A 22,880-nucleotide genomic window follows, 5' to 3' on the forward strand; every position below is an offset into this window, starting at 1 on the left:
ACCGCCTCTACCTGAAATCCTCTGTTCATTGGTTGTTTTCCCATATTGTTCATATATTAACCCATGAAAGGCACGAAAACCATGAAACGAGCCCGTTTTTCCTTTCCTTGCCTCGCCTACAGTTTTCACCGGTGGAGGGCGACTGTCTGGAACCTTTAAGCCGGGCTGTCGAATTCAAGATCCGTCAACCTGCTCATGTTTTCCAAAAGTCTCTCTTTCCTTGAACCGTATCCTCACGGGAACTCCCAGTTCCTGCGCCAATTCCATTCCCAGATGGAAGGCAAGCTTTTCCATCTCCTTGATTTCATCGGAAAAGACTCTCTCATCCACCATGAGCCAGACCTCCAGGGAGTCCCTCCGATCCTGATGGCTTCTGATGAAACGGTACGCACCTGGAATGAAACCCAATGCACGCTCCAGCAGTCTCAAAATCTGCTGCCGATAAATCTTCACTCCACGCACCAGAATCACCTCTTCCGACTGCGGAGCGAACCATTCCATTTTCTTGAGGGTCCTTCCACAGGGACACGCACCGGGGGTCAGGCGCACCATGTCCCCCGTTCGGAACCTTATCAAGGGAAAGGCCCGGGTGGTCAATGTGGTGAGAACCAGTTCTCCCACTTCACCGTCCGGAAGGACATTTCCCGTCCCGGGATCGATCACTTCCGCCAGAAAATGATCTTCATTCACGTGAAGCCCCTGACGCTCTTCGCACTCAAAGGCCAAAGCGGGCCCTGGCACCTCGCTCAGCCCGTAGTGCACCCATGTTTTCACGTGAAGCTGCTCTTCAAGCCGAACCTGCAGATCGGAATCGGGCGCGTCCCCCACGAGGAGGAGCGTTTTCAGGGCCAGGGCATTGGGATTGAGATTGGCCTTGAACAGATGATGAATCCATTGAGTTGCGCCGGAAGCGCTTGTGAGAAGCACCGAGGTCCTGTAATCCCGCATGACCATCAATTGCTTTTCAGGGGGAAGAATGGTGAGAGGAATCACGCTGGCCCCGATGGCTTCCGCTCCGTCCTTGTAATCCCGACCCCAATTGGCCAGACCCGAATCCAGATCGATTTGAAGGATATCGGAGGATGTCACCCCGGCGGCAGTGAGGGCTCGAGCCAGGATTTCCCTCCATACCAGGAGATCCTGCCTGGTGTAGCCGCTCACCGTCGGCTTCAGACCGGTTCCCCTCGCCGTGTGAATGCGCACCACATCACGCAGGGGCACGGCAAAAAGGCCATATGGATAATTATCACTGAAATGCTCGCGCTGGATGAAAGGGATGCGACAAAGATCCCGAAGATCCTCCACATCCGCCGGCCCTATTCCCTGCTTTTCAAAACGATTCCGATAGAAAGGCACATTTTTGAAAGCCCGGTTGAGTGTGCTCTGGAGCCGTTCCAATTGCTGCTGTCCCCGTTCCTCCACATGGAGACATTCTTCCTCTGGATTCCAAATGGGCATTTCCTAGGCCCTCCCCTCACAAAATTCACGGTAGTCTTTCCCCAGATAGGCACGCTTGACATCCTGATCGGCCAGCAGGTCCACGGCGTTCCCCTCCAAAACGATGCGTCCATTTTCCAATACATAACCGCGATCGGCAATCCGCAGGGCCGCCTGAGCGTTTTGTTCCACGAGCAGAATCGTTATCCCTTCCTCTTTGAGCTGCAGGAGAGTGTCCAGGATGAGCCGGACAAGGAAGGGCGCCAACCCCATGGAGGGTTCATCCAGAAGGATGAGCCGCGGACGCGCCATGAGCGCCCGTCCGATGGCCAACATCTGCTGTTCGCCGCCGGAGAGTGTCCCCGCAGCCTGCCTGGACCGCTCTCTCAAAACGGGAAACAGGTCCAAGACCCGTTCCAGGTCTTCAAAAATACCCTGATGTTCCCGTTTGCGGTAACGCAGATATGCCCCCAGTTTCAAATTGTCGATGACACTGAGAGGAGGAAAGAGCATTCGCCCTTCAGGAACCAGGCTGATTCCCCGCTGTACCATTGCGGGCGGCTTCAACCCTTGAAGCGGTTCTTTTTCGAATTCGATTTCCCCTTCCCAGCGGGGAAGCAACCCACAGATGGTCTGCAGAAGGGTACTCTTGCCGGCGCCGTTGGCCCCGATCAGAGCGATGAGTTCCCCGGAACGCACCGACAGACTGACACCGTTGATAGCGCGAATCCGTCCGTAATAGCATTTCAGATTGCGGATACGAAGCATGTGATCAACCTTCTATGGCTAGCTGTTCTGTCGGGAAAATCAATTGATCGACTCAACGGTATTGCCTCCATATCGTGCAAGAACCGCATCATTCGGCCCCACCCAGATACGCCTTGATGACCTCCTCGTTGGCCTGAATCTCCCTGGGAGTCCCTTCCGCCAGTTTTTTGCCTTGATGAAGCACAAGGATATAGTCCGAAATACCCATGGTGAGTCCCATGTCGTGTTCCACCAGAAGAAGTGTCACCCCACGCTTTTTTATCTCCTGCAGAAGGTCTCCCAATTGATGAGTCTCCACGGGGTTCAGACCTGAAGCGGGTTCGTCTAAAAGCATGAGTCGCGGTTCGGCAGCCAAAGCGCGCCCAATTTCCAAAAAGCGCTGCCAGCCGAAGGGCAAATCCAGACTCCGCTGGTCGGCAACCTTTTCCAGGCCGACAAACTCCAGCAATTCCATCGCCCGCTTCCGTGCAGCCTTTTCCTCTCTCAGCACGGACGGCCACCGGCACATGGCTCCCCAAAATCCACACCGGGTCCTCACATGCTGCCCTACCAGCACATTTTCCAAAACCGTCATGCTTCCAAACAGCTCTACATTCTGAAAGGTGCGTGCTATCCCGGCGGCTACCAGTTCATGCACTTTTCTGCCCTGAATTTCTTTCTCGCCGTAAAGGATGCGGCCCTCCTCCGGAGAATACGCTCCTGTGATGCTGTTAAAAAGCGTGGTCTTGCCGGCACCGTTGGGGCCGATCACTGCATGGATGGTTTCGGGGAAGACTTCGAAAGAGACATTATGCAGAGCTTGAATCCCCCCGAAAGCCTTTCCTAGCCCGTCAACTCTGAGCAGAGGATGAAGATTGGCGATACCTGTCTCGTGACCGCTCATAAGAATCCAGTATTCCTCGTGTCAAACCCTGGGGTAAAAAAATCATGATCACCATCAGAATGAGCCCGTAGACAACCATTTCATAGTCCGTAAAGACGTGAAGCCATTCGGGAAGAAGCGTCAGGAGGGATGCCCCCAGCAGGGAACCCCAAATGCTTGCCATTCCACCAATCACTACCATGGTCACCATGCGGACGGAAACCAAAAAGTCGAAGGAGCCCGGACTGATAAAACTCACCAGATGTGCGTACAGAAAACCGGCCAACCCGGCAAAGACGGCGCTCAATACAAACACCCAAATCTTGATGCGACTCGTGTCGATTCCCATGGCGGCCGCGGCATGCTCGCTGTCGTGTATGGCTCGAAGCGCTCTTCCCACGCGTGAATCCACGATGCGTTCACAAAGAATGAAGCACAAAAAGACCACTCCCCAAACGAGAAAAAAATATGCGCTTCCCGACATGAAGGAAAATGGCCCGAGGGTAAGGGGCGGAATCCCAACGAATCCGGAATCGCCTCCGGTCACCTGGCTCCATTTACGAAAGAGAATGTAAACGATCATTCCAAAGCCCATGGTGCCCATCCCAAGATAGTACCCGGAAAGCTTCAACATGGGCAGAGCGATCAGAAAAGCCACCAATGCCGTCATCAAAAGCACGGCCGGCAGAGCCAGCCAAGGCGGCCAGTTCCAGTGGGCCGTGAGAATCGCTGAACAGTAAGCGCCGAGCCCATAAAAGGCTGCGTGCCCCAATGAAATCTGTCCGGCATACCCCATGAGCATGTTGAGCCCAAGGGCAAGCAGGGTGTGGATGCCGATAAAGGTGAGAAGCTGCAGATGATAGGGATTGGAGATGCAAAACCCCGTTAGGACAATTACGGAAACAAACAATGCGTTTTTGATCATTGGATTCTTTCACAGGATCGGTCGAGGAAACGAAAATAAGCCGTCGCCACCCGGTTCGCCGTTGATCGAGACGTTTCACTTTGAAACCGGAAACTCAAATCAGGCACACGAATACTTCGTCGCACAGAAGTAGAGATACGGAACACTCCGATGATCCAGATCCCCGCCCGTTAGAATCTTTGAACGGCTTTGGTCCCGAGGATTCCACTCGGCCTCACATAAAGGATGAGAAGCAACAAAACGAATGCGATGACATCTTTCAGGCCGGATGAAAAAAACCCCACGCCCAAGGCCTCCATGACTCCCAGCAGAACCCCTCCCAGCACCGCCCCCCAGGAACTTCCGAGCCCCCCGAGCATGGCGGCACAAAAGCCTTTGAGTCCCAGCATGGTGCCCATATCGTAGCTGCTCATGGTGATGGGGGTGATGAGGAGGCCGCCGATCCCTCCCAATGCGGCGCTCATGGCAAAAGCCAGCAGGACCATCCGTTCGCTGGGTATGCCGAGTATCCATGCAGCTTTCTTGCTTATGGCGCACGCGATCATGGCTTTCCCCGTAAGAGTCCGCCGATAAAAGAGCTGCAGCCCCGCCACGATGATCAGAACGATCCCCAGAATCCAGAGAGTCTGAGGCAAAAGCGTGGCGCCCGCCAATTCAAAGGGGGCATGATCCGTAAAGGAAGGCGCGCTGTGAGCATCCTTTCCCCATCCCAGCATCCCCACTCCCCGAAGGAAAATGGATGCCCCGATGGTGATGATCACCAGCACGATGGGATGAGGTTTGCGCACACTGCGGATGGCCAGCCGTTCCAGGAGCAGCCCCACGGCAGAAACACCCACAACCGTGACCATGAAGGCGGCCATCAGGGGAAGCTCCAATCCTTTCCAGAGGGTAATCATGCTCAACGCTCCCAGCATGACAAACTCGCCGTGGGCGAAGTTGATCAGACCGGTGGTGTTGAAGAGCATGGAAAATCCCAGGGCGATGATGGCATAGATGGCCCCGTTCGTTATGCCCGAAAAAAAATACTGAAGAAGTTCCTGCATCATTCGAGTTTCAATCAGACGTTATGAAATGATTTCGAAATCGGTCCGGCGAACCGCCTGCTCGCCGGCACTTCTTACTTTGGACGTTTATCGTTTATAAAGATACCTCCATCTCAGGAAATCCCCCCTTGAGGGGGGGCAAAGGGGGGATACCTTTCAAAATGAGAATTGCCCGCTACTCATTCAAAAGTTTCCAGGTACCCTTCTCGATCTTGACCATCACAAAAGCATCGCTTCCCAGTCCATTGTGGTCTTGAGCCGTAAAATTAAAGACGCCTGTCACACCGATTTTTCCGGTGATTTTTTCCAGCGCATCGCGAATCTTCTGTTTGTCTCCTTCGGTACCCTTGAGAGCATCGGCCAGCAAATGCATCGCATCATAAGCATACCCCCCAAAACCGGAGACAGGCATTTCAAAACGCTTTTCAAAGGTATTGATGTAATCCAAAAGAACCGCTTTTTGAGGGTCCGTTTCAGGGAGCTGCTGCGCTACAAGGATCTTACCTGTCGGAAGCAAAATTCCGTCTGCGGCATCACCGGCCAGTTCTATGAATTTCGGGGAAGCCACACCATGACTCTGATAAAGGGGCATGTTGAGGTTCATCTGCCTGGCATTCTTGGCCACAACGGCAGGGCCGGGATTGGTCCCCCAGCAGATGACGGCATCAGGCTGCGCGCTGCGCAGCTTGGTCAACTGAGGGGTCATGTCCGTATCTTTGGCCCCGAAGCTTTCCTGCTGAACGATCTCAAGCCCAAACTTGGGGGCCTGAGCGAGCAACTGTTCCTTGCCGCTTTCACCGAACGCGTTTTCCACGGTAATGATTCCTACTTTCTTGATACCGTGTTTTTTCATGTGTTCATAGATGGCGGCCACAGCCAAAACGTCACTTTGAGCCGTCTTGAACACCCAGGGTTTCACGGGTTCGGTGATCTTGATTCCTGCAGCACAGCTGATGAGGGGCACCTGGGATTTTTCGACGATGGGAACGACGGCCAGAGTGGTGGGTGTGAGACTCGGACCGATGATTGCCAGAACATTATCTTTGCTGATGAGCTTGTTTACAGCGAGCACCGCTTTGCCCGGATCCCCTTCTGTGTCGTAGATGACCGCTTCCAGCATATGGCCATCGATGCCCCCTTCGGCATTGATTTTATCGACGACCATTTCAAGGCTTTTCTTCTCCGGATCACCGAGAAAGGAGCTTGGACCCGTGATCGAAAAAATCCCACCGATCTTATAAACGTCTTTGGACCAGCCCACTGCAGGGTAAAGTCCCAACAAGATGAGCATTCCGATTGCCAAGGTCTTCTTCAAAACGGATCCCTTACGTTCCATGACCATCTCCTTATCTCGGTTTTCAAAAATCTCGGCGAATATACCGCCCCTCGACGCTATTTAGAGCCTACCCGAAAACCTACGTCGGCAGCGGACACCCCCCTTGGTCCCTCCTCAAGGGGGGAATTGAAGGGGGGTGTCGCAAAGTCAACAGGGGGTTTCCGGATAGGTTCTTATTACATGCCGTACAGGGTCTTTCCCTCGATCACCTTGATTCCGTTTTCCGTCAAAACCTTTACAGCCTCGTCAAGGTTGTCGAACCGGAAGATGATGACAGCGTTGTTGCCGCTCTGTTGAACAAAGGCATACATGTACTCCACATTGACGTTGGCCTTGTGCAGGACCTCCAGAATCCTGTGCAATCCGCCCGGATGGTCCCCGACTTCGACGGCCACCACATCCGTTTTGCCAACGGTGAATCCGTGCTGTTTCAGAGCCTCTTTCGCCTTGTCATTGTTATTGACGATCAAACGCAGGATGCCAAAATCGGATGTGTCGGCAAGCGACAGGGCTCTGATGTTGATTTGTGCTTCCGCCAGAATTCGGGTGACCTCTGAGAGTCGTCCCGCTTTGTTCTCCAAAAACACAGAAATTTGTTCCACTCGCATCTTTCAGCCTCCTCTTTTTGTCGTCCTAAATCTTGCGATTGTCTATGACACGTTGGGCTTTCCCCTCGCTTCGAGCAATACTCTTCGGTTCCACAAGCTTCACTTTGGCGGAAACTCCGAGATATTCCTTGATATTTTTGGAAATTTTCTTTTCCAGGACCTGCAAGACACGAACTTCATCGGAGAAGGCATCTTCCCCCACTTCCACCATCACCGTGAGGAGATCCAGATTGTCTTCACGGTCCACGACCAACTGATAATGGGGTTCGACGCCCTCAATTTCCATGAGTACGCTCTCGATCTGGGAGGGGAACACATTGACGCCGCGAATGATGAGCATATCATCGGTCCGGCCCGTCACGCGGTTCATTCGAACATGGGATCTGCCGCAAATGCAGGGTTCGGGATTGAGAGAACTGATATCGCGTGTCCGATACCGAATGACGGGGAAAGCTTCTTTGGTGATGGAAGTGAAAACGAGCTCTCCTTTCTCGCCGTACGGGAGGGTTTCGCCCGTCTCCGGATGGATCACTTCAGCAATGAAATGATCTTCCGCAATATGAAGCCCCTTCTTGGCTTCGGCACATTCCACGGCAACTCCAGGGCCGAGCACCTCGCTCAGTCCATAGATATCCACTGCACTGAGGTGAAGTTTACGCTCTATTTCCTGGCGCATTTCTTCCGACCAGGGTTCGGCGCCAAAGATTCCCGCCTTGAACCTGAGATCTTTGAAATCCACCCCCACTTCACCGGCGACTTCAGCCAGATGCAGGGCGTAGGAAGGCGTGCAGGTGAGAATGGTCGGGCCGAAATCCTTCATGATGAGGATCTGCCGCTTGGTATTTCCTCCTGAAATGGGAATGACCGAAGCTCCCAGCCGTTCCGCCCCATAATGAACGCCAAGCCCCCCCGTGAAAAGTCCATATCCATAGGCATTGTGAATGATATCTCCGCGCGAAGCGCCGGCGGCGGCAAGAGCCCGCGCCATCAGTTCAGACCAGGTGCTGATATCCCGTGCTGTATATCCCACTACCGTCGGCTTGCCCGTAGTGCCTGAAGATGCGTGGATACGGACGACATTATCCATGGGCACGGCAAACATTCCAAATGGATAGTTGTCTCTCAAATCCTGTTTGTAGGTGAACGGGAGGCGTTGGAGATCATTCAGGGTCTTGATGTCCGAGGGGGTCACTCCCGCTTCCTGAAACTTCTTTCTGTAGAAGGGAACGGTGGCGTAGACCCGTTCTATCGTTGCCTGCAGGCGGCGCAATTGAATCGCTTCGAGAGCTTCTCGAGGTAACGTCTCAAATTCGATATTATAAATCATACTCGGTTTTCCTCCTTCAACGGTTGCACTGACGGCTTATCCATAAAAAAAGGCCGATGGATCCCGGAATCCACGGCCTCAAAAACAAAAAACCCATGGGTCCCGCATTCTTGCGCCCACCCATGGTTTTGGTCAATGATAGGTCTGGTTCAGCCTACTTTGCCCCCCCACAGGCAGGCCTCCCAAAAAAGAAGCCCCCAAAAAATTGAGAGCGGCTAAAGCGGAAAAACCAGTCAAACATCTCTTTTACCTCTCAAAAATATATGCAGTGTGAATCCTGGATAGCTAATTTGATAAAGCCTGTCAAGAAAAAATCCGAAGTCTGAAACTTTTGCAGAGCCACCGAACCTAAAAAAACCGGAGCCCGCTTTCGAGCATTCCAAGCCTACGGCTTTTCCTTGGGAGCTTCCGCCCGGGAGCTTTCGTGTCCAGTTCCGGCTTTCAGCTTCAGCGAGGAAAGCTCGTCCTGGAGCAGAGCACTATCGGGATATGCACCCGTCGACTGCAATGCCTCCTCATATTGTTCAATGGCCCTGGCATGATCGTTTTTCTTGGCATAGAGTCTGCCCAGGTGCCAGTACATTTCCCGGCTGAACCCGGAGCTCCCTTCGGTTTTAAGCGCCGTCCACTGGGCGATGGCTTCGTCAGTCCTGCCCAGGGCCTCGTAAGTCAATGCCATCCGATAAGTTGCCAAAAATCTCAGACCATCGTCCGACGGTACATTTTCAAGAATTTTCTTCTCCCATTTGAGGGCGTCTTCATAACGCTGCGTGTGGAAATAGGCACTCGCCAGGTCCATCTGAGCATCGAGAGCGGGCGCTGTACCCTGGTGCTCTCCGATGTATTTCTCCAGCTCCGGAATCATTTTTTCCCATATTTTAGGATCGAAGTTCTCCTGCTTCGGCCATCCCTGAGAGAGCTGCGCGTAGGCTGCACGAGCGTTCTTTTCCTTGCTGTTCCGATAAGCTTCCGTCCCCCACAGGCCGAGGAGGATCACAAGTACAACGATTACAGCCACTGCGATATGATGAGTATGGGTTTCAGCCCAGGCTTTTACGCGCTCCACAAAGCCGGCGGGTTCCGAGGACAGCGGAGCGAACGTACTCACACCCTTTAATTTCTTAGCACTCAAAATACCTTCTCCTGTTTCTAATGCGACATTGTCATATAAACCACGGAGACACGGAGGACGCAAAGACTTTCAAATGAAATCTCTGTATTCTCCGCGTCTTTGTGGTTCGATAGACTATTCGGAAATGACACCCTTCTCACCAAAACGCTTCAAAATTCTATCTATGATCCGGGTAGTCGATGATTCGGGAACCAGGGGAATCCTTGCGATTTCCCCTCCCCATGAGAGCACCTCCGAAGCCCCTACGATCCGATCGATGGCCCAGTCCGCCCCCTTGACCAGGACGTCCGGCTTCAAAAGCTTTATGAGAGGCAAAGGATCCGGGGTGGCAAAAAGTGTGACATAATCGACACAGTGCAAAGCAGCAACCATTTCCACACGCTCACTTTCCACCGTGATGGGACGCAGAGATCCTTTGATCTGTTGGACGGAAGCATCGCTATTGACGCCCACGACAAGATGATCTCCCAGCTCACGGGCTGCTTCCAGATAACGCAGGTGTCCCACATGAAGCAAATCGAAACAGCCATTGGTGAAAACGATTCGCCGTCCCCGGCCATGGAGAGACTCGCAGAGATCAGCCAGATCCTCCGTTTTCCTGATTTTATCCCTTGCTGTCATTTCTCGGTTTCTAAAACCCTTGAACCACTTACCGGAGCTCCTTCAACATCGCGCGCTTTCATCCCTCCCCCGCAAAGATCAAGAGAGTTCGACTCTCCGTTTATGGCATCCACCAGTCCCTCCCGATACATCTTCAACCAGAACAGTTGAGTCTCACGGGCAGAATTTTTTATTTGAATTGCGCCGGGATCTTCCACAAAAAGCGGCCCCTTGAACGTTTTCTTCAGCCACTGGAGAGCCGCCCGCCCCTGCCCTTCCCTCTCACCACTCAGCACTTCCAAATAATACAGGGTGATTTCCTTGACGTCTTCCTTCGAAAGAGACAGGCTCATTTGACCACGAAAACATCCGGGTTTTTCAAACTCCAGAATTTCCATGGGGCCAAAGCCCTTAAGGATGGTCAACAGCTCTTTTACGGAAAGACTGCCATATGCGGCTCTCCATATGACGCCTTTCCATTCGATCTCCGCCACTTGCTCCACCTCCGATTTTGCACTGGTTACCAGGCCCTGAATGCATTTTTCTCTTCGCGCTGAAATCCATTTTCTTCTTGGCTTCCAACAGCGCCCGGTTGAGGTCCCGTTCCCAAGACGGTATGGCGGAAAGGAAATCCTTTTCAAGGTCATTACGACTAATTTTAAAAGAGCTCAAAGGAGCACTTTTTTTTGAGCAGTCCCTGCTCTCGAAAAAAATCACTCAGTAGCGATGCCCTTTGCCGAGAACAATAGGATAGATACCCAGATGCTCAATTTCCGGACAAAGCTCAAAAAGTCTCGTCCGTACTCTTTCTTTTTCCTCGTTATGCATTTGGCTTTCCCCGGGTCTTAAAGGTAAGTGCCTCTGCAAACTCCGACTCTACATACTCCCTCAGGCAACGGGGTTCTCTTCTGCCCGAATCTAAAACGAAGAAACAGGATTCCCGTCATGGACAGCCAATTGACGCAGGGCTTCAAACAAAGCGACACCCACCGTGGTCGCCAGATTCAGACTTCGAACCCGTGTTCGATCCAAAGGGATCTTCAACACCCGGTCCGGGTCCGATTCCAGCAATTCACAGGGCAAGCCCTTGGCTTCGGCACCAAACACGAGACAGTCTCCGGGTAAAAATTGAAATTCATAATAAGGGCGGCGAGCATGAGCCGAAAAGTAGACCCATCTGTTGGGGAACAGCGCTTCGCGCAATGTCTCAAGGTCGGGATGAACCCTGAGATTGACATAGGGCCAGTAATCCAATCCGGCCCTTTTCAAGTAGCGGTCCGTCAGGCGGAACCCCAAGGGCTCGACGAGATGAAGAGGGGTGTGAGTCGCGGCACAGGTCCTTGCAATATTGCCAGTATTCTGGGGAATCTCCGGTTGATAGAGGACCACCTGAAGAGGCGGCCTGCCGCTCAACATGTCTTCCAGATTCCCTTTCCCTCGAATCTCTCGATCGCCTTGTTCACTTTTGCTGTCCGCGGACGGCGCGAACGTAATAGTTGGCATAATTGTCTTCGATAATGTAAATATCGCCGTAATAGAAATCCACGTAACAGGCCCTGTGGTGCCCTGCTTCCGTCGAAGACCAACAGTTTCTCTGCGTACCAAAAAGAGGATCGGCGTATAGCCCCGTATTGCGATTTTCCTCGGGCAAAATGAGTGTGCCAAGCTCCTCCTTGGTCGGAAGACGCCAATCGTCGTGTCCTGCAAATCGATCCTTATTGAGCTGATCAACATAGGCATGGCCGTCTTTCCAGACCATTGGCTCCGGTGAACCGCCGCGCTGCCATATCAGGCCTGTTTCATGATCCAAAACCAATAAATCACCCTGCAGTTCAAAACGGTCTTTCATGATGCCTCCCTTTGGTCGAGGAAAATGAGTTTACACAGCGTTAATGGTATTCAGTCGTAAATTCATATAACTGTGCCCTTCTTCCATACTCATCAAAGCATTTTCTTTTAGCACAAAAATCTTCCAACACGAACATTAAAGTTTCACATACCCTCAATTGGCCCTTGCCACCCGGAAATTCTTTCCATTTCAAGAACTATGGAAATTCTCATTTTGGATGATCCCCTTGATGCTGTCACTTCCGACATCCCCTTCAACCCTCCTTCAAAGGGGTACTTTACCTCAGGAATTCCTCCCTTGAGGAGGGCACGGGGAGTGTTTGCTTTTCAAAACAAGAATGGTCAAATGAATATCTTACACCTTGACCTCTCTACCCCCTTTTTTTACGATAATCCCACGCTGACCGGTTCATCCAATGAACGGCTTTTAAAGACATGAACCGCCAAGGCCAAACAGATCGAACCGGCGGCACGGTATTTCATTCAGCCATATGTTTTCAGTAACACACCGCTATTACATCAAGAGGAAGTTTTCTTCAAATGTCACTGACACCATCGGTGAAGGATCCGATCACCCTGCAACGTTCGAGCATTTCCTGGCCCTCTCTTTTCTGGAATCTCTTTTTGATCACCACCGGCAGCTGTGTTTTCTCCGTAGGTTTGAACAGCGTGCTCATCCCTCAGCAATTCCTGAGTGGAGGAGTCGTCGGTATCGCTCTTATCTTTCATTACTTTTTGCCCAAATTCAACACGGGTCTCTTCTATTTTCTTCTCAATATTCCTTTGATTCTGCTAGGCTGGTTCAGCGTCAGCCGAACCTTCATGCTCTATACCGCTTATGGAATGGCTGTTTTTTCCCTCTCTGCAGCCTGGGTCAATCCGTATCTCCCCCCCGTGGAAGACCCGATACTGGGGGCCATTTTGGCGGGAGTCATCTGCGGCACAGGGGCGGGCATCATTCTTCGTTCTCAGGGTTCCGCAGGTGGATTGGACATCCTTGGCGTCTACCTCAATAAGAAGCTCGGCCTCAGAGTCGGAATGACGGTCTTTGCCCTCAGTTCTTCGGTTCTCGTTGTGGGAGGTTATTTCTTTGATTTTCAGAAGGCGCTTTACTCTCTCATCTACGTTTACGCTTCGGGCCGCATCATGGATGCGGTGATCACCGGCTTCAATCAACGCAAATCGGTGCTCATCGTTTCAAATCATTCGGATGCCATCGCAAAAGAAATTCTCACCCGGCTCAACAGAGGCGTCACGTTTCTTCATGGCACGGGAGGTTATACGAGAAAGCGCAAACAGGTAATCTTCAGTATCATCACCCTCACAGAGCTGGCCAAGGTGAAAGAACTGGTCTATGGAATCGATCCTCATGCATTCATGGTGGTAAACGACACACTGGAGGTTCTCGGCCAGAGACATGGAACCCGAAGGGTCTTCTAAAGCCGTGAGAACACATCCCACAGGGTCACAGCGATAATACTTCGTATATTTTTTCCCTTTGGATATTTTGAATTGGCTGCATAAACTCAATTTTCAGGGAACAGGACATGCCATACTGCACCACGAAAGACATTTCGCTATACTATGAAATATATGGAAAGGGACAGCCGCTTCTGCTCCTGAGCGGGCTGGGAGGAGGAACCTGGTCCTGGTTCGGCCAAATTCCTTTCTTCGAGAAATACTATCGGACCATCACTTTTGACAATCGCGGAGCAGGCCGGTCCGAGATCCCTCCAGGACCCTACCATATGAAAGATTTCGCACGGGATGCTTTTTCCCTGCTCGAACATCTCCGAGTGGAAAAAGCACACATTCTGGGCCTCTCAATGGGCGGCATGATTGCCCAGGAGCTTGCCCTCATGGCCCCTCAGCGCATCCGGACCCTTTTTCTGGGATGCACTCACTGCGGCGGCGCTCTGCGGGTTTCACCTTCCCCCGAGGTCTTAAAAACCCTCATGAACAATAAAGGACTGACTCACGAACAGGTCATTCGAAAGAATCTTCCTCTTTTTTTCAGTAAGGAGTATCTCGAAAACCACCCGGAATCCATTGACAAATACGTCGAGGCACAATTGAAGAGTGCCCTTCAGCCCAAGAACGCCTTCGAGGCCCAGTTGGGAGCCATCCGGGATTTTGACTGCTGCAACCGCCTCTCTGCCGTTTCAGCCCCCACAATGATTGTAACGGGTGACAGGGATGTTCTGATTCCTGCTGAAAATGCGCATATACTGGCTCAGCGCATACCTCACGCCAAGCTGATTGAAATCCCGGGAGCCGCCCATGCACTGCATGTGGAATGCCGCGACAAAATCAATTCCCTGGCTCACGACTTTTTTCGGAAGCACTCGAATGAAAATGAGCCTGCAGAAAATCTTTAACCTCGAGGGATAACCGACTTTCCACTCCCCAATAGAAATGGTCACATTGGGGAAGGATGGAACGGCTTACAAAGTTCGCAGCGCCGGGCTGATCTTTCAGCCACTTTTCCAGGGAAGCCACCGAGCAAAAGTCATCGTTCTCCCCCAGGGTGATCAGGCAGGGTTTTGAAGGCAGCTCAAGCCCCTTGAAATCGAGGAAATCCAGGGGAGGCGAGACAAGAACAAGGGAGCTCGCATCCAGCCCTTTTTGAATGGCTTTTAAAACGATCCAGGCTCCGTAAGAATAGCCGGCCAGATGAACCGCCTCATGCCCCTGGCCGCGGAGGTAGGCTGCGGCGGCCAGAGCATCCTCCACATCCCCTTCTTTTTCGTTGAAATTTCCACCACTTCGGCCGACGCTCCTGAAATTGAAGCGCAAGGTACTCCAGCCCCATCCGCTCAGAACCTTCTGAAGGGCCAGAACCACATTATTGTCCATGCTGCCTCCATAAAGAGGAAGCGGATGGTGCAATACGGCTGCATCCTCGCCCCTTCCCCTGTCATAGAAGGCTTCCAGCAAAATGTTTCCGGCAGATATCTTCACAAACTTTTCTGACATGCATTTCCTCCCGACTCCTCAAGAGCATGTTTTAAACCGCATCCGTTGTCGAACCCGAGGGCTTTTCAGGTGGAATCTCGGCGCCGCAAAATTTACAGCGTACGAATTCATCTTCTTTACCCACAGGAACGGACTGTTTTTTATGACAGTGGGGACAGATCCTTTTCCCCTTGATTATCGACTGAATTATCGACTGAAAAATGATCATTCGTAGCCTTCTTTCCATTCTCGAAAAATCGGGAGTTTTTATTCGACCGCCATACGCCCGATTGAACGGTCGAAAGCGGACCTTGCGATATGATAATTCCAGCGGGCTTCCACCCGGCTCGTTTCCGCCCGGGCCAGAGCCGTCTGTGCGTCCAGAAGGTCATTGATGGTGCCGGCACCCACTTCATAGCGCTCCTGCGTGGTGCGCATCCCTTCCTCCGCGTCCTTCACCAGAACCTCGGATGCCTGGACAGCTTCATACGCTTCCTTGAATTCCGAATGAGCGGTCCACACTTCCCGTTGCACATCCAAAACGACCTGTCTGGCTGTGGCTTCCTCTTTGGAGAGCTCCGCTTTTTTCCCGGCAAGTTTATGAATCCTCGAGAACCCCGTGAAAAGCGGCAGTTCTACAAAAACTCCCGCCAGCCATTCTTCATCTTGAGGCAGAAACTCCGAATCCCGCCAGCCATAGCCGGCTTCCGCCTTTATTTTGGGGCCAAAGGCGCTCTTTGCACTCTCCACGGCGGTACCGGCGGAAGCCACACGCCGCAGGGCCGCCTTGATCTCGGGCCGGAGATGCACAGCCTCGCCAAGGGCTGCATCGAGATCGATGGCCTGCGGGGATATCATTTCTTCCGGGCGCGCATCCACCTCGAAATGCGTCTCTACGGGCAACCCCATCGATGTGCTCAACTGCCCTTGAGTGATCCGCACCAGGTTTTCCGCCCTCACCAGCGCCAGGCGTCTGTCCGCCACCTCCACCTGCGCCCGAAGCACATCCGCTTTGGGCACCGCTCCGGCAGCTTTCCGCTCCTGAGCCAGGTGAAGATGGTTTTCCGCCAGTTCGAGATTTTTCCTGGCTACATCCCGATTTTCCATGGCGGCCACTAAACCGTAATAGGTCTGATGCACATTGAAGGCGAGATCCTGCTGAATCCTCGCGGCCTCTTCTTCTGCTACTCCCTGGCGGGCCATGGCGGATTTGAGCTGGGCACGCCGCTCGCCGCTGTCAAAAAGAATGAAGCGGCTGTTCACTGCTCCGTTCCAATCATCCGTCGGGCCAATGACACTCGGGATTCCCGATCGAATATCCGTGAGCCCATTGGGTAAAAACGCGTGTCTTTGAAAACGATGGTACCCGGTAGAGATTCCCACATCGGGAAAATAAGGCGCCCGAGCCTCACCCACCCCTTCCTTCGCTACCCGAACGCCTGCTTCGGCTGCACGCATCGACGGATTCTTGTCAAGAGCGATGCGCACACAGGTTTCGAGTGAAACGGCCGCTCTCCCCTCCCCAATCTCTTCAAGCGGCTCCTCTTCGGCTTCCATTTCCGCCTCGTCCGAAGGAGAATGAAGCCGCTCGGGGGGAGGGCTGGGAAGATAACTCTCCACCGGCGGAACGACCGGCTGATAGTACGCTCCACAACCGGTCAACGCCCCTCCGACAAAGCATAACAATAGCCATTTGTACATTCCGGTTCCGAATGTTCCGTGCCGCACAACACCTCTCCTTAGTGAAACACCATTCAAGCCAGCGTCTTTTTGAACCTGCGCGATGCCAGCCACAGCGTGAGAACCCCTATAATCGCCAGCGCCACCATCTGCGGCCATAGGATATCGCTCCCGATCCCCTTGAGGAAAATGCCGCGAACGATCACCAGAAAATAGCGGAGGGGATTGAAATAGGTGAGCCACTGAATCACCACCGGCATATTGGCAATGGGAAACATGAAACCTGAAAGAAGGATGGCCGGAAAATAAAAGAAAAAAGTGCTCATCATGGCCTGCTGCTGGGTTTCGCTGACGGTCGATATCAAAAGCCCCACTCCCAGAGTGGTCATGAGAAACAGGGCCGTCGAAAAGAAGAGCAAAAGCAGGCTGCCCCGAAAGGGCACATCGAACCAGAATATGCCCACAACGGTTATGAGCGTGACGTCGATGAACCCGATGAGGGCAAAAGGGACCGTTTTTCCGAGAATGAACTCCAGCGGCGTGATGGGTGTCACCAGGATCTGTTCCATGGTCCCGATCTCTTTTTCACGCACAATGGCCATACTCGTGAGCATCAAAGTGATGAGAGTGACCAGAATGGCGATAACGCCCGGAACATAATAATTGCGGCTCTCAAGGTTTTCATTGAACCAGGCTCGCGTTTTCAATTCCACCAATCCCAATTCAGGCATAACACCTTGGAGACGAACGAGGCGGTCCTTCAAAACATCCTGGGAATATTGCGTGACAATCTTGGAACTGTAATTGAGGACAATGCCGGCCGTATTGGAATCGGTTCCATCCACAATGACCTGGAACGCTGCAGGTCGCCCCGCATCCAAGTCCCCCTGGTAGCCGCTGTCGATGTGCAGCACAGCCTGGGCCTTCCCCGTATCCACCAGTGCCTGAAACTCACCCGCATTTCCAGCATATTCCACAATGTCGAAATATCCGGAATTCCCGAAACGGGAGATGAGCTCCCGACCGGCCACACTGTGATCCAGGTCGTAAACCGCTGTCTGAATGTGGCGAACATCCGTAGTGACCGCATATCCGAAGACCAGCCCCTGAATGACCGGCATCAGAAAAATGATGATCCTCAACTTCGGATCACGCAGGACCTGAAAGAATTCCTTGATGAGCATCTGTCTGACACGTTCAAACATCACTACACCAGTTTTTTCCTGAATTTGATGTTGGCAAGGAGAACCATGACCACACTGAAAACCGTCAGGAGCCCGGCTTCCGCTCCGAGAATATCGAGTCCCAGCCCCTTCAGATAAATCCCCTTGAGGAGAGCTACAAAATATCGGGCGGGAATCACATGGGTAATGACCTGGATCGGCTTTGGCATGTTGCTGATGGCATATGCGAACCCCGAGAGGAGAAATGCGGGCAGCAGCGTCAACACCATGGCCAGTTGACTGGCAATGAGTTGGCTCTTGGTGACAATACTGATGAGCATGCCGAGGGAAAGAGCCCCAGTCAGAAAAATGGCCGCCATGGCAAAGAGCAGAAACACACTCCCACGGAGAGGAACATGAAACAGGAATTCCCCCATAAGGACGGCCACTAGAACATCGAACATCCCGATGATGAAGTAAGGGAGAAGCTTTCCAAGCACCAGTTCATGCCCCTTGATCGGTGTCGAAATGAGCTGCTCCATGGTCCCGCGTTCCCACTCGCGGGCAACCGTGAGGGACGTGAGGATGGATGCAATGACCATCATGATGACGGCGATGAGTCCAGGAATGATGTAATTTTTCGACTCCATGTCCGCATTGAACCAGATCCTGGGCCGCATATCCACGGGCAAAGCGAGCGTCCTTCCCCCGCTGCGGCGGATCTCTTTCAGAGCAACCTGCTGAGAATAAATCTGGACCAGGACTTCGGCATAACCGATGGCGATGGTTGCGGTATTGGAATCGCTGCCATCCACGACCAACTGCACTGAAACAGGACGCCCCGATTCGATGCGTTCGGCAAAATCCGTGGGAATGGTGAGAGCCATCAGGGCCTCACCCGAATCGATGGCGTAATCCACCTCCTGATCGTTTCGAAGCGACCCGCGAATGGAAAAATAACGCGAATCACTGAAGCGGCTTATAAATTCCCGGCTCACGGGGGTCTCGCTCTGATCCCAGACCACCAGGGGCACGTTGTCCACATCGAGCGTCAGGGCGTAACCGAAAAGGAGCAGCAACAGCATGGGAATGGCTATGGCCATTCCGAGGCTTCTCGGATCACGCACGATATGAATGAATTCCTTGCGGGCAATGGCCCGAACGCGCTGAGGCTTCATCGTTTCACCTCCTCCTGGGGCCGTTCCAGGCGGTCACGCGCTTCGATGAGGGAAACAAACACGTCCTCGAGAGAGGGAACGATTTTTTCTATGCGGGAAAACCGGAATCCCATCTCTTTCAATAGGCTTTCAATGGAGCCTATCGCCTTATCCCCCTCTTCCACCACCACATGGAGCCCCTTGCCGAAAAGAGCGACTTCCTTGATTCCGGGGATCTCTTCCACCCGGCTCATGGCGTCCTGCGGCCTTTCGCAAAGGACCTCGAGAACCTCCTCGCGCATGAAATTCGTCTTGAGTTCCTGGGGAGTTCCGAGAGCGATCAATTCTCCGCGGTAGATCAGGCCGAGCCGATCGCAGTATTCGGCTTCATCCATGTAGTGGGTGGTCACGAAAACGGTAACCCCGCCGGCGGAAAGCTCATAAATGAGGTCCCAAAACTGACGGCGGCTCATGGGGTCCACTCCCGAAGTCGGTTCATCGAGAAAGAGAATAGGAGGTTCGTGCAAAATGGCGCACCCCAAAGCCAGCCGCTGTTTCCACCCGCCCGAAAGGTTGCATGTCTTGGATGACCGGTGTTCGGTAAGATTGGCCATATCGAGAACCCATTGCTTGCGGGCCTGTTTTTTCCCGGCAGGGATTCGGTAAATGCCGCTGTAGAAGTCGATATTCTCTTCCACCGTCAGATCATCGTAGAGGGAAAACTTCTGGCTCATGTAGCCGATATGATGTTTGATTTTCTCCGCTTGCGTCAAGAGGTCGAACCCCGCCACGCTCCCCATGCCCCCGGAAGGAGACAGAATGCCGCAAAGCATGCGAATGGTGGTGGACTTGCCCGCACCGTTTGGCCCCAGAAAACCGAACACTTCGCCACGCCCCACTTCGAAACTGATGTGATTCACGGCCACAAAGCTTCCAAACCGCTTCACCAGATCTTTCACTTCCACTGCATTTCCGGAGAAAAGGAGCTCAGAGGGATTTGTCATGCCGGACTCCATTCCGGACCGCGAGAACGGACACGAAAACGTCCTCCAGGCTCGGCTCGACGATACGGACGGCAATCATCTCCAGATGGGCCGGGGCAAAAACCTTCTCCACCTCTCTTCTGGATGCCTCAGGGTCTTGAGTGACCAAATGGATGCGGTCTCCGAAAAGCCCCACAGAGCCGGGCCCGAAATGCTCCCGAAGCAAGTGGGAAGCCGCTCTTGAGTTCGAAGAACGAATCTCCAGGATGGTTCCTGCCATGAGACTCTTGATTTCCTCGGGAGCCCCGATGGCGTGGAGCCTTCCCTGGTGGATGAGGCCGATGCGGTTGCAGCGTTCCGCTTCGTCGAGATAGGCAGTGGAAACGAAGATCGTGACCTTTTCCTTGACCAGTTGATAGAGAATGCGCCAGAAATCCCGCCTGGAAACAGGATCGACCCCATTGGTCGGTTCGTCGAGAAAGAGGACCTTCGGCGTATGGATGAGGGCGCATGCCAGGCCGAGCTTTTGTTTCATGCCGCCGGAGAGGTTTCCGGCCAGACGTTTTTTGAAAGGGGTGAGATTGCTGAAGGCAAGAAGGCGATCCACTTTTTCCTGCCGCCCCTTGCGGGGAATCCCATAGATATCCGCATAAAAGCTGATGTTTTCCATGACCGTGAGATCGGGATAGAGGCCGAATTTCTGGCTCATGTACCCGATTTCTTCCTTGATGGCTTCCGCATCCTTCACGACATGCCGGTCCAGGACCCAGGCATCGCCCGAAGAGGGATCCATGATGGCCGCCAAAAGACGCATCGTGGTGGTCTTGCCTGCTCCGTCCGGCCCTACCAGGCCAAAAACCTCACCTTGCGCCACCGAGAAAGTGAGATTTTCCACGGCCCTCACACCGGCAAAAGACTTTGTAAGCGCTTCGGCTCTTACGGCATCCATCACCTGACTTCCCGGTCGAGAGAAATGTCCGCATCCGCAGGCATGCCGGGCTTCAATTCCATGTCCGGGTTTTGAATATCCACCTTGATGCGATAGACGAGCTTCACACGCTCTTTTTCTGTCTGCACATTCTTGGGAGTGAACTCCGCCTGCGAGGAAATGAAGGAAACATACCCTTCATAAGCTTTCCCCGGATAGGTGTCGGTGGTGACGCGAACCGGCTGCCCGACCTTGACCCTTCCGAGGTCCGTCTCGTTGATGAAGGCTCGAAGCCAGACGTTCACCAGGTCTCCCACCGTTACAATGGGAGTCCCAGCGGAGACATATTCCCCAGATTCGATATTTTCAGAAAGGACGACACCCGAGAGGGGTGAAACAATCCTGGCGTAACCCAGGCGTATTTCTGCGAGAGCGAGAGCTTCCCTGGCCTGTTTCAGCCGGGCCCTGGACTGATCGATGGTTTCCTGGCGAGGCCCGGCTTTGACCAAGTCAAACCGCTCCCTGGCTTCTCTCAGAGCGGCACGAGCCTGTTCGATCTCTTCCTTGCGCGGCCCCTCCCGAACCAGCTTCAAATGTTCCGAAGCCTCGGCCAGTCTTGCACTTGCCGCTTTGTAAGCCCCTTGAGTGACCTCGAATTCCCGAGCGGAAATCACTTCCCGCTTGTAGAGCTGGACCTGCCGTTCGTAGTCGGACTTCAGCCGCTCTACATCCGCCCGGGCCTGGCTCACGGAGGCTTCCGCAGCCCTGATTTCCTGCGGCCGGGAACCTGCAAGCATCTCTTTGAGCTTCTCTTCAGCCTTGTGAGCGGCCGCTTCAGCCTGGGCGATCTCCTGCGGACGGGAACCCGCTTCCAGTTCAGCGAGTGCGGCCTTGGCCGCCTCGACTTCCGCTTTGCGCAGGGCCACTTCCCGGACCAGGTCGGTACTGTCGAGTATGGCAACCGGTTGGCCCGCCCGGATGATTTCTCCCTCGGAAACCAGACGTTTTTCAACCCGCCCGGGAATTTTGAAGCTCACCTCGGCGTCGGTCACCTCGATATTTCCTGAAACGTGAAGAACATTTTTGTCGTGAGCAGCCTTTTCCCATTTAAAAAAGTACGCAAGTACCACCACGATCAGGAGAATCGCCGGCAGAACAATCCATTTTTTCCTGGCTTGCATCATCGCCCCTCGCTGAAGCATGTTCTTTCAGATCACGTTTGCATCTTTTACTCTTTACGCATTCCGTCGCCATAGATTCGCCAAGCATTTTCCGCCTGACCCTTCACGTCAAAGTTGCCATCGGTCAAATGCCAGAAAAATGCGGCCGGCTGAAACAACCCGATGAACACGAGCGCGGCCGTGTCAGGCGACACGTCCGGACGGATCACTCCCTCTTCTTGTCCCCGGCGGACAATGGAAGCCACTTCGTCGAGATACTTTCCGAGGATGCGGCAAAGCTTCGATTTTCTCTCCGCTCGGCCAGCCAGGACATCTTCGGAAAAGATGATGCGCGGAATAGCCTGATAATCCAGGATCAACTGCACATGCCGTAGCAGGAGGCTTTTCAGCCTCTCAAAGGCGTCGTCCGTTTCAGCGCAAACGATTTTCACGTTTTCAAGAATCCTCTCTTCGATGAGGTCCAGCACACCATCCAGGATTTCGCTTTTGCCTTTGAAGTGACGGTATATGGCGGAAGGAACGATCCCTACACGGCGGGAAAGCTCATTCACCTTGAGTCCCTGCATCCCCTCACTGGCTATGACGCTCAATGCAGCCTGAACAATTTGTTCGCGACGAACTTCGGTACCCAGCTTTTCCTGACTCATACAGACTCCATGTGAATTTAAATTCACATCAAAGGTGTTATAAGATTTCTCTCTTGTCAAGCAAGAAATGTATCAGGGGGTCAGCCCTTGACATAGGACTTCTCCAACTCTCACTGCAAAAGACGCGAGTAGAATATCGAAAACCGCTTGCCAAGAGCAATCCGCATAATTATCAGCATCAAAAGGAGCACATCTTCTCCATGAAAGGGAATGGTGCGGAAGTCAGGTGCAAGGACGCTACGCGCACAAATCCAACTTTTCCCGACCTCATCAAACCAGAGCGTCATCAAGCTTAAA

General features: G+C 53.1%; 23 protein-coding genes. 2 read left to right on the top strand and 21 right to left on the bottom strand.

Annotated elements, in window-relative coordinates; genetic code table 11:
• Window positions 1-174: 174 nt before the first annotated feature.
• From QMG16_RS07155 to QMG16_RS07215, 13 genes are all read right to left on the bottom strand, one after another.
• Window positions 175-1,458 (bottom strand): phenylacetate--CoA ligase family protein, encoded by a 1,284-nt coding sequence (locus tag QMG16_RS07155; protein WP_281793287.1) that lies wholly within the window; start codon window positions 1,456-1,458, stop codon window positions 175-177.
• A gap of 3 nt (window positions 1,459-1,461) precedes the next feature.
• Complete coding sequence (locus QMG16_RS07160; protein ID WP_281793288.1) at window positions 1,462-2,205, bottom strand: ABC transporter ATP-binding protein; 744 nt, start codon at window positions 2,203-2,205, stop codon at window positions 1,462-1,464.
• An 88-nt stretch (window positions 2,206-2,293) separates the two neighbouring features.
• Window positions 2,294-3,088: an ABC transporter ATP-binding protein gene (locus tag QMG16_RS07165; RefSeq protein ID WP_281793289.1), complete on the bottom strand. Its 795-nt coding sequence runs from the start codon at window positions 3,086-3,088 to the stop codon at window positions 2,294-2,296.
• On the bottom strand, window positions 3,036-3,992 hold the full coding sequence (locus QMG16_RS07170; RefSeq protein WP_281793290.1) for a branched-chain amino acid ABC transporter permease: 957 nt from the start codon (window positions 3,990-3,992) through the stop codon (window positions 3,036-3,038). The genes QMG16_RS07165 and QMG16_RS07170 overlap by 53 nt, the downstream gene beginning before the upstream one ends.
• Before the next feature lie 170 nt (window positions 3,993-4,162).
• Window positions 4,163-5,038 carry a branched-chain amino acid ABC transporter permease gene (locus tag QMG16_RS07175; RefSeq protein ID WP_373878723.1) on the bottom strand — a complete coding sequence of 292 codons (876 nt, stop codon included), beginning with the start codon at window positions 5,036-5,038 and terminating at the stop codon, window positions 4,163-4,165.
• A 175-nt stretch (window positions 5,039-5,213) separates the two neighbouring features.
• Window positions 5,214-6,374, bottom strand: a complete 1,161-nt coding sequence (locus QMG16_RS07180; RefSeq protein WP_281793293.1) for an ABC transporter substrate-binding protein — start codon at window positions 6,372-6,374, stop codon at window positions 5,214-5,216.
• Between the two features lie 176 nt (window positions 6,375-6,550).
• Window positions 6,551-6,982, bottom strand: coding sequence for an ACT domain-containing protein (locus QMG16_RS07185; protein ID WP_281793294.1), 432 nt, complete (start codon window positions 6,980-6,982; stop codon window positions 6,551-6,553).
• Window positions 6,983-7,007: 25 nt separating this feature from the next.
• Window positions 7,008-8,309: a phenylacetate--CoA ligase family protein gene (locus QMG16_RS07190; protein WP_281793295.1), complete on the bottom strand. Its 1,302-nt coding sequence runs from the start codon at window positions 8,307-8,309 to the stop codon at window positions 7,008-7,010.
• 385 nt (window positions 8,310-8,694) lie between these two features.
• Window positions 8,695-9,441, bottom strand: coding sequence for a YfgM family protein (locus QMG16_RS07195; protein ID WP_281793296.1), 747 nt, complete (start codon window positions 9,439-9,441; stop codon window positions 8,695-8,697).
• Window positions 9,442-9,555: 114 nt separating this feature from the next.
• Window positions 9,556-10,062: a D-glycero-beta-D-manno-heptose 1-phosphate adenylyltransferase gene (gene rfaE2 / locus QMG16_RS07200; protein WP_281793297.1), complete on the bottom strand. Its 507-nt coding sequence runs from the start codon at window positions 10,060-10,062 to the stop codon at window positions 9,556-9,558.
• Window positions 10,059-10,535, bottom strand: coding sequence for a hypothetical protein (locus tag QMG16_RS07205; protein WP_281793298.1), 477 nt, complete (start codon window positions 10,533-10,535; stop codon window positions 10,059-10,061). Before QMG16_RS07205 ends, rfaE2 begins: the two co-directional genes overlap by 4 nt.
• A 424-nt stretch (window positions 10,536-10,959) precedes the next feature.
• Complete coding sequence (locus QMG16_RS07210) at window positions 10,960-11,457, bottom strand: tRNA (cytidine(34)-2'-O)-methyltransferase (RefSeq protein ID WP_281793299.1); 498 nt, start codon at window positions 11,455-11,457, stop codon at window positions 10,960-10,962.
• A 43-nt stretch (window positions 11,458-11,500) separates the two neighbouring features.
• Window positions 11,501-11,890 (bottom strand): Lcl C-terminal domain-containing protein, encoded by a 390-nt coding sequence (locus tag QMG16_RS07215; protein WP_281793300.1) that lies wholly within the window; start codon window positions 11,888-11,890, stop codon window positions 11,501-11,503.
• Window positions 11,891-12,429: 539 nt separating this feature from the next.
• Between QMG16_RS07215 and QMG16_RS07220 the strand changes: the two genes are divergently transcribed.
• Together QMG16_RS07220 and QMG16_RS07225 are read left to right on the top strand one after the other, a co-directional pair.
• A complete protein-coding gene (locus QMG16_RS07220) occupies window positions 12,430-13,329 on the top strand; it encodes a YitT family protein (protein ID WP_281793301.1) in 900 nt (299 codons plus the stop codon).
• A 107-nt stretch (window positions 13,330-13,436) separates the two neighbouring features.
• Window positions 13,437-14,267 (top strand): alpha/beta fold hydrolase, encoded by an 831-nt coding sequence (locus tag QMG16_RS07225; RefSeq protein ID WP_281793302.1) that lies wholly within the window; start codon window positions 13,437-13,439, stop codon window positions 14,265-14,267.
• Here the strand turns inward: QMG16_RS07225 and QMG16_RS07230 are convergent.
• The 8 genes from QMG16_RS07230 to QMG16_RS07265 form a co-directional block, all read right to left on the bottom strand.
• Window positions 14,200-14,865, bottom strand: a complete 666-nt coding sequence (locus QMG16_RS07230; protein ID WP_281793303.1) for an alpha/beta hydrolase — start codon at window positions 14,863-14,865, stop codon at window positions 14,200-14,202. The two genes, QMG16_RS07225 and QMG16_RS07230, sit on opposite strands and share 68 nt — an antisense overlap.
• Before the next feature lie 246 nt (window positions 14,866-15,111).
• A complete protein-coding gene (locus tag QMG16_RS07235; protein ID WP_281793304.1) occupies window positions 15,112-16,572 on the bottom strand; it encodes a TolC family protein in 1,461 nt (486 codons plus the stop codon).
• A 26-nt stretch (window positions 16,573-16,598) separates the two neighbouring features.
• The gene (locus QMG16_RS07240) at window positions 16,599-17,729 is read right to left on the bottom strand and encodes an ABC transporter permease (RefSeq protein WP_281797058.1); all 1,131 of its coding nucleotides are present in this window, start codon (window positions 17,727-17,729) and stop codon (window positions 16,599-16,601) included.
• A gap of 2 nt (window positions 17,730-17,731) precedes the next feature.
• The gene (locus tag QMG16_RS07245; protein ID WP_281793305.1) at window positions 17,732-18,865 is read right to left on the bottom strand and encodes an ABC transporter permease; all 1,134 of its coding nucleotides are present in this window, start codon (window positions 18,863-18,865) and stop codon (window positions 17,732-17,734) included.
• A complete protein-coding gene (locus QMG16_RS07250) occupies window positions 18,862-19,848 on the bottom strand; it encodes an ABC transporter ATP-binding protein (RefSeq protein ID WP_281793306.1) in 987 nt (328 codons plus the stop codon). Before QMG16_RS07250 ends, QMG16_RS07245 begins: the two co-directional genes overlap by 4 nt.
• Window positions 19,832-20,776 (bottom strand): ABC transporter ATP-binding protein, encoded by a 945-nt coding sequence (locus QMG16_RS07255; protein WP_281793307.1) that lies wholly within the window; start codon window positions 20,774-20,776, stop codon window positions 19,832-19,834. The genes QMG16_RS07250 and QMG16_RS07255 overlap by 17 nt, the downstream gene beginning before the upstream one ends.
• A complete protein-coding gene (locus tag QMG16_RS07260) occupies window positions 20,776-21,939 on the bottom strand; it encodes an HlyD family secretion protein (RefSeq protein WP_281793308.1) in 1,164 nt (387 codons plus the stop codon). Before QMG16_RS07260 ends, QMG16_RS07255 begins: the two co-directional genes overlap by 1 nt.
• A 44-nt stretch (window positions 21,940-21,983) precedes the next feature.
• Window positions 21,984-22,583, bottom strand: a complete 600-nt coding sequence (locus QMG16_RS07265; protein WP_281793309.1) for a TetR/AcrR family transcriptional regulator — start codon at window positions 22,581-22,583, stop codon at window positions 21,984-21,986.
• Between the last annotated feature and the right edge of the window lie 297 nt (window positions 22,584-22,880).

The organism is Desulforhabdus amnigena (assembly GCF_027925305.1).
GTDB classification, from domain to species: domain Bacteria; phylum Desulfobacterota; class Syntrophobacteria; order Syntrophobacterales; family Syntrophobacteraceae; genus Desulforhabdus; species Desulforhabdus amnigena.

What these genes read in the sequence shown, in the direction of transcription:
- QMG16_RS07230 (WP_281793303.1), bottom strand. Translation starts at nt 14,865, where the DNA reads ATGTCAGAAAAGTTTGTGAAGATATCTGCCGGAAACATTTTGCTGGAA.
- QMG16_RS07210 (WP_281793299.1), bottom strand. Translation starts at nt 11,457, where the DNA reads ATGTTGAGCGGCAGGCCGCCTCTTCAGGTGGTCCTCTATCAACCGGAG.
- QMG16_RS07190 (WP_281793295.1), bottom strand. Translation starts at nt 8,309, where the DNA reads ATGATTTATAATATCGAATTTGAGACGTTACCTCGAGAAGCTCTCGAA.
- QMG16_RS07155 (WP_281793287.1), bottom strand. Translation starts at nt 1,458, where the DNA reads ATGCCCATTTGGAATCCAGAGGAAGAATGTCTCCATGTGGAGGAACGG.
- rfaE2 (WP_281793297.1), bottom strand. Translation starts at nt 10,062, where the DNA reads ATGACAGCAAGGGATAAAATCAGGAAAACGGAGGATCTGGCTGATCTC.
- QMG16_RS07175 (WP_373878723.1), bottom strand. Translation starts at nt 5,038, where the DNA reads ATGCAGGAACTTCTTCAGTATTTTTTTTCGGGCATAACGAACGGGGCC.
- QMG16_RS07170 (WP_281793290.1), bottom strand. Translation starts at nt 3,992, where the DNA reads ATGATCAAAAACGCATTGTTTGTTTCCGTAATTGTCCTAACGGGGTTT.
- QMG16_RS07165 (WP_281793289.1), bottom strand. Translation starts at nt 3,088, where the DNA reads ATGAGCGGTCACGAGACAGGTATCGCCAATCTTCATCCTCTGCTCAGA.
- QMG16_RS07185 (WP_281793294.1), bottom strand. Translation starts at nt 6,982, where the DNA reads ATGCGAGTGGAACAAATTTCTGTGTTTTTGGAGAACAAAGCGGGACGA.
- QMG16_RS07250 (WP_281793306.1), bottom strand. Translation starts at nt 19,848, where the DNA reads ATGACAAATCCCTCTGAGCTCCTTTTCTCCGGAAATGCAGTGGAAGTG.
- QMG16_RS07180 (WP_281793293.1), bottom strand. Translation starts at nt 6,374, where the DNA reads ATGGAACGTAAGGGATCCGTTTTGAAGAAGACCTTGGCAATCGGAATG.
- QMG16_RS07265 (WP_281793309.1), bottom strand. Translation starts at nt 22,583, where the DNA reads ATGAGTCAGGAAAAGCTGGGTACCGAAGTTCGTCGCGAACAAATTGTT.
- QMG16_RS07225 (WP_281793302.1), top strand. Translation starts at nt 13,437, where the DNA reads ATGCCATACTGCACCACGAAAGACATTTCGCTATACTATGAAATATAT.
- QMG16_RS07240 (WP_281797058.1), bottom strand. Translation starts at nt 17,729, where the DNA reads ATGTTTGAACGTGTCAGACAGATGCTCATCAAGGAATTCTTTCAGGTC.
- QMG16_RS07245 (WP_281793305.1), bottom strand. Translation starts at nt 18,865, where the DNA reads ATGAAGCCTCAGCGCGTTCGGGCCATTGCCCGCAAGGAATTCATTCAT.
- QMG16_RS07160 (WP_281793288.1), bottom strand. Translation starts at nt 2,205, where the DNA reads ATGCTTCGTATCCGCAATCTGAAATGCTATTACGGACGGATTCGCGCT.
- QMG16_RS07220 (WP_281793301.1), top strand. Translation starts at nt 12,430, where the DNA reads ATGTCACTGACACCATCGGTGAAGGATCCGATCACCCTGCAACGTTCG.
- QMG16_RS07215 (WP_281793300.1), bottom strand. Translation starts at nt 11,890, where the DNA reads ATGAAAGACCGTTTTGAACTGCAGGGTGATTTATTGGTTTTGGATCAT.
- QMG16_RS07260 (WP_281793308.1), bottom strand. Translation starts at nt 21,939, where the DNA reads ATGATGCAAGCCAGGAAAAAATGGATTGTTCTGCCGGCGATTCTCCTG.
- QMG16_RS07255 (WP_281793307.1), bottom strand. Translation starts at nt 20,776, where the DNA reads ATGGATGCCGTAAGAGCCGAAGCGCTTACAAAGTCTTTTGCCGGTGTG.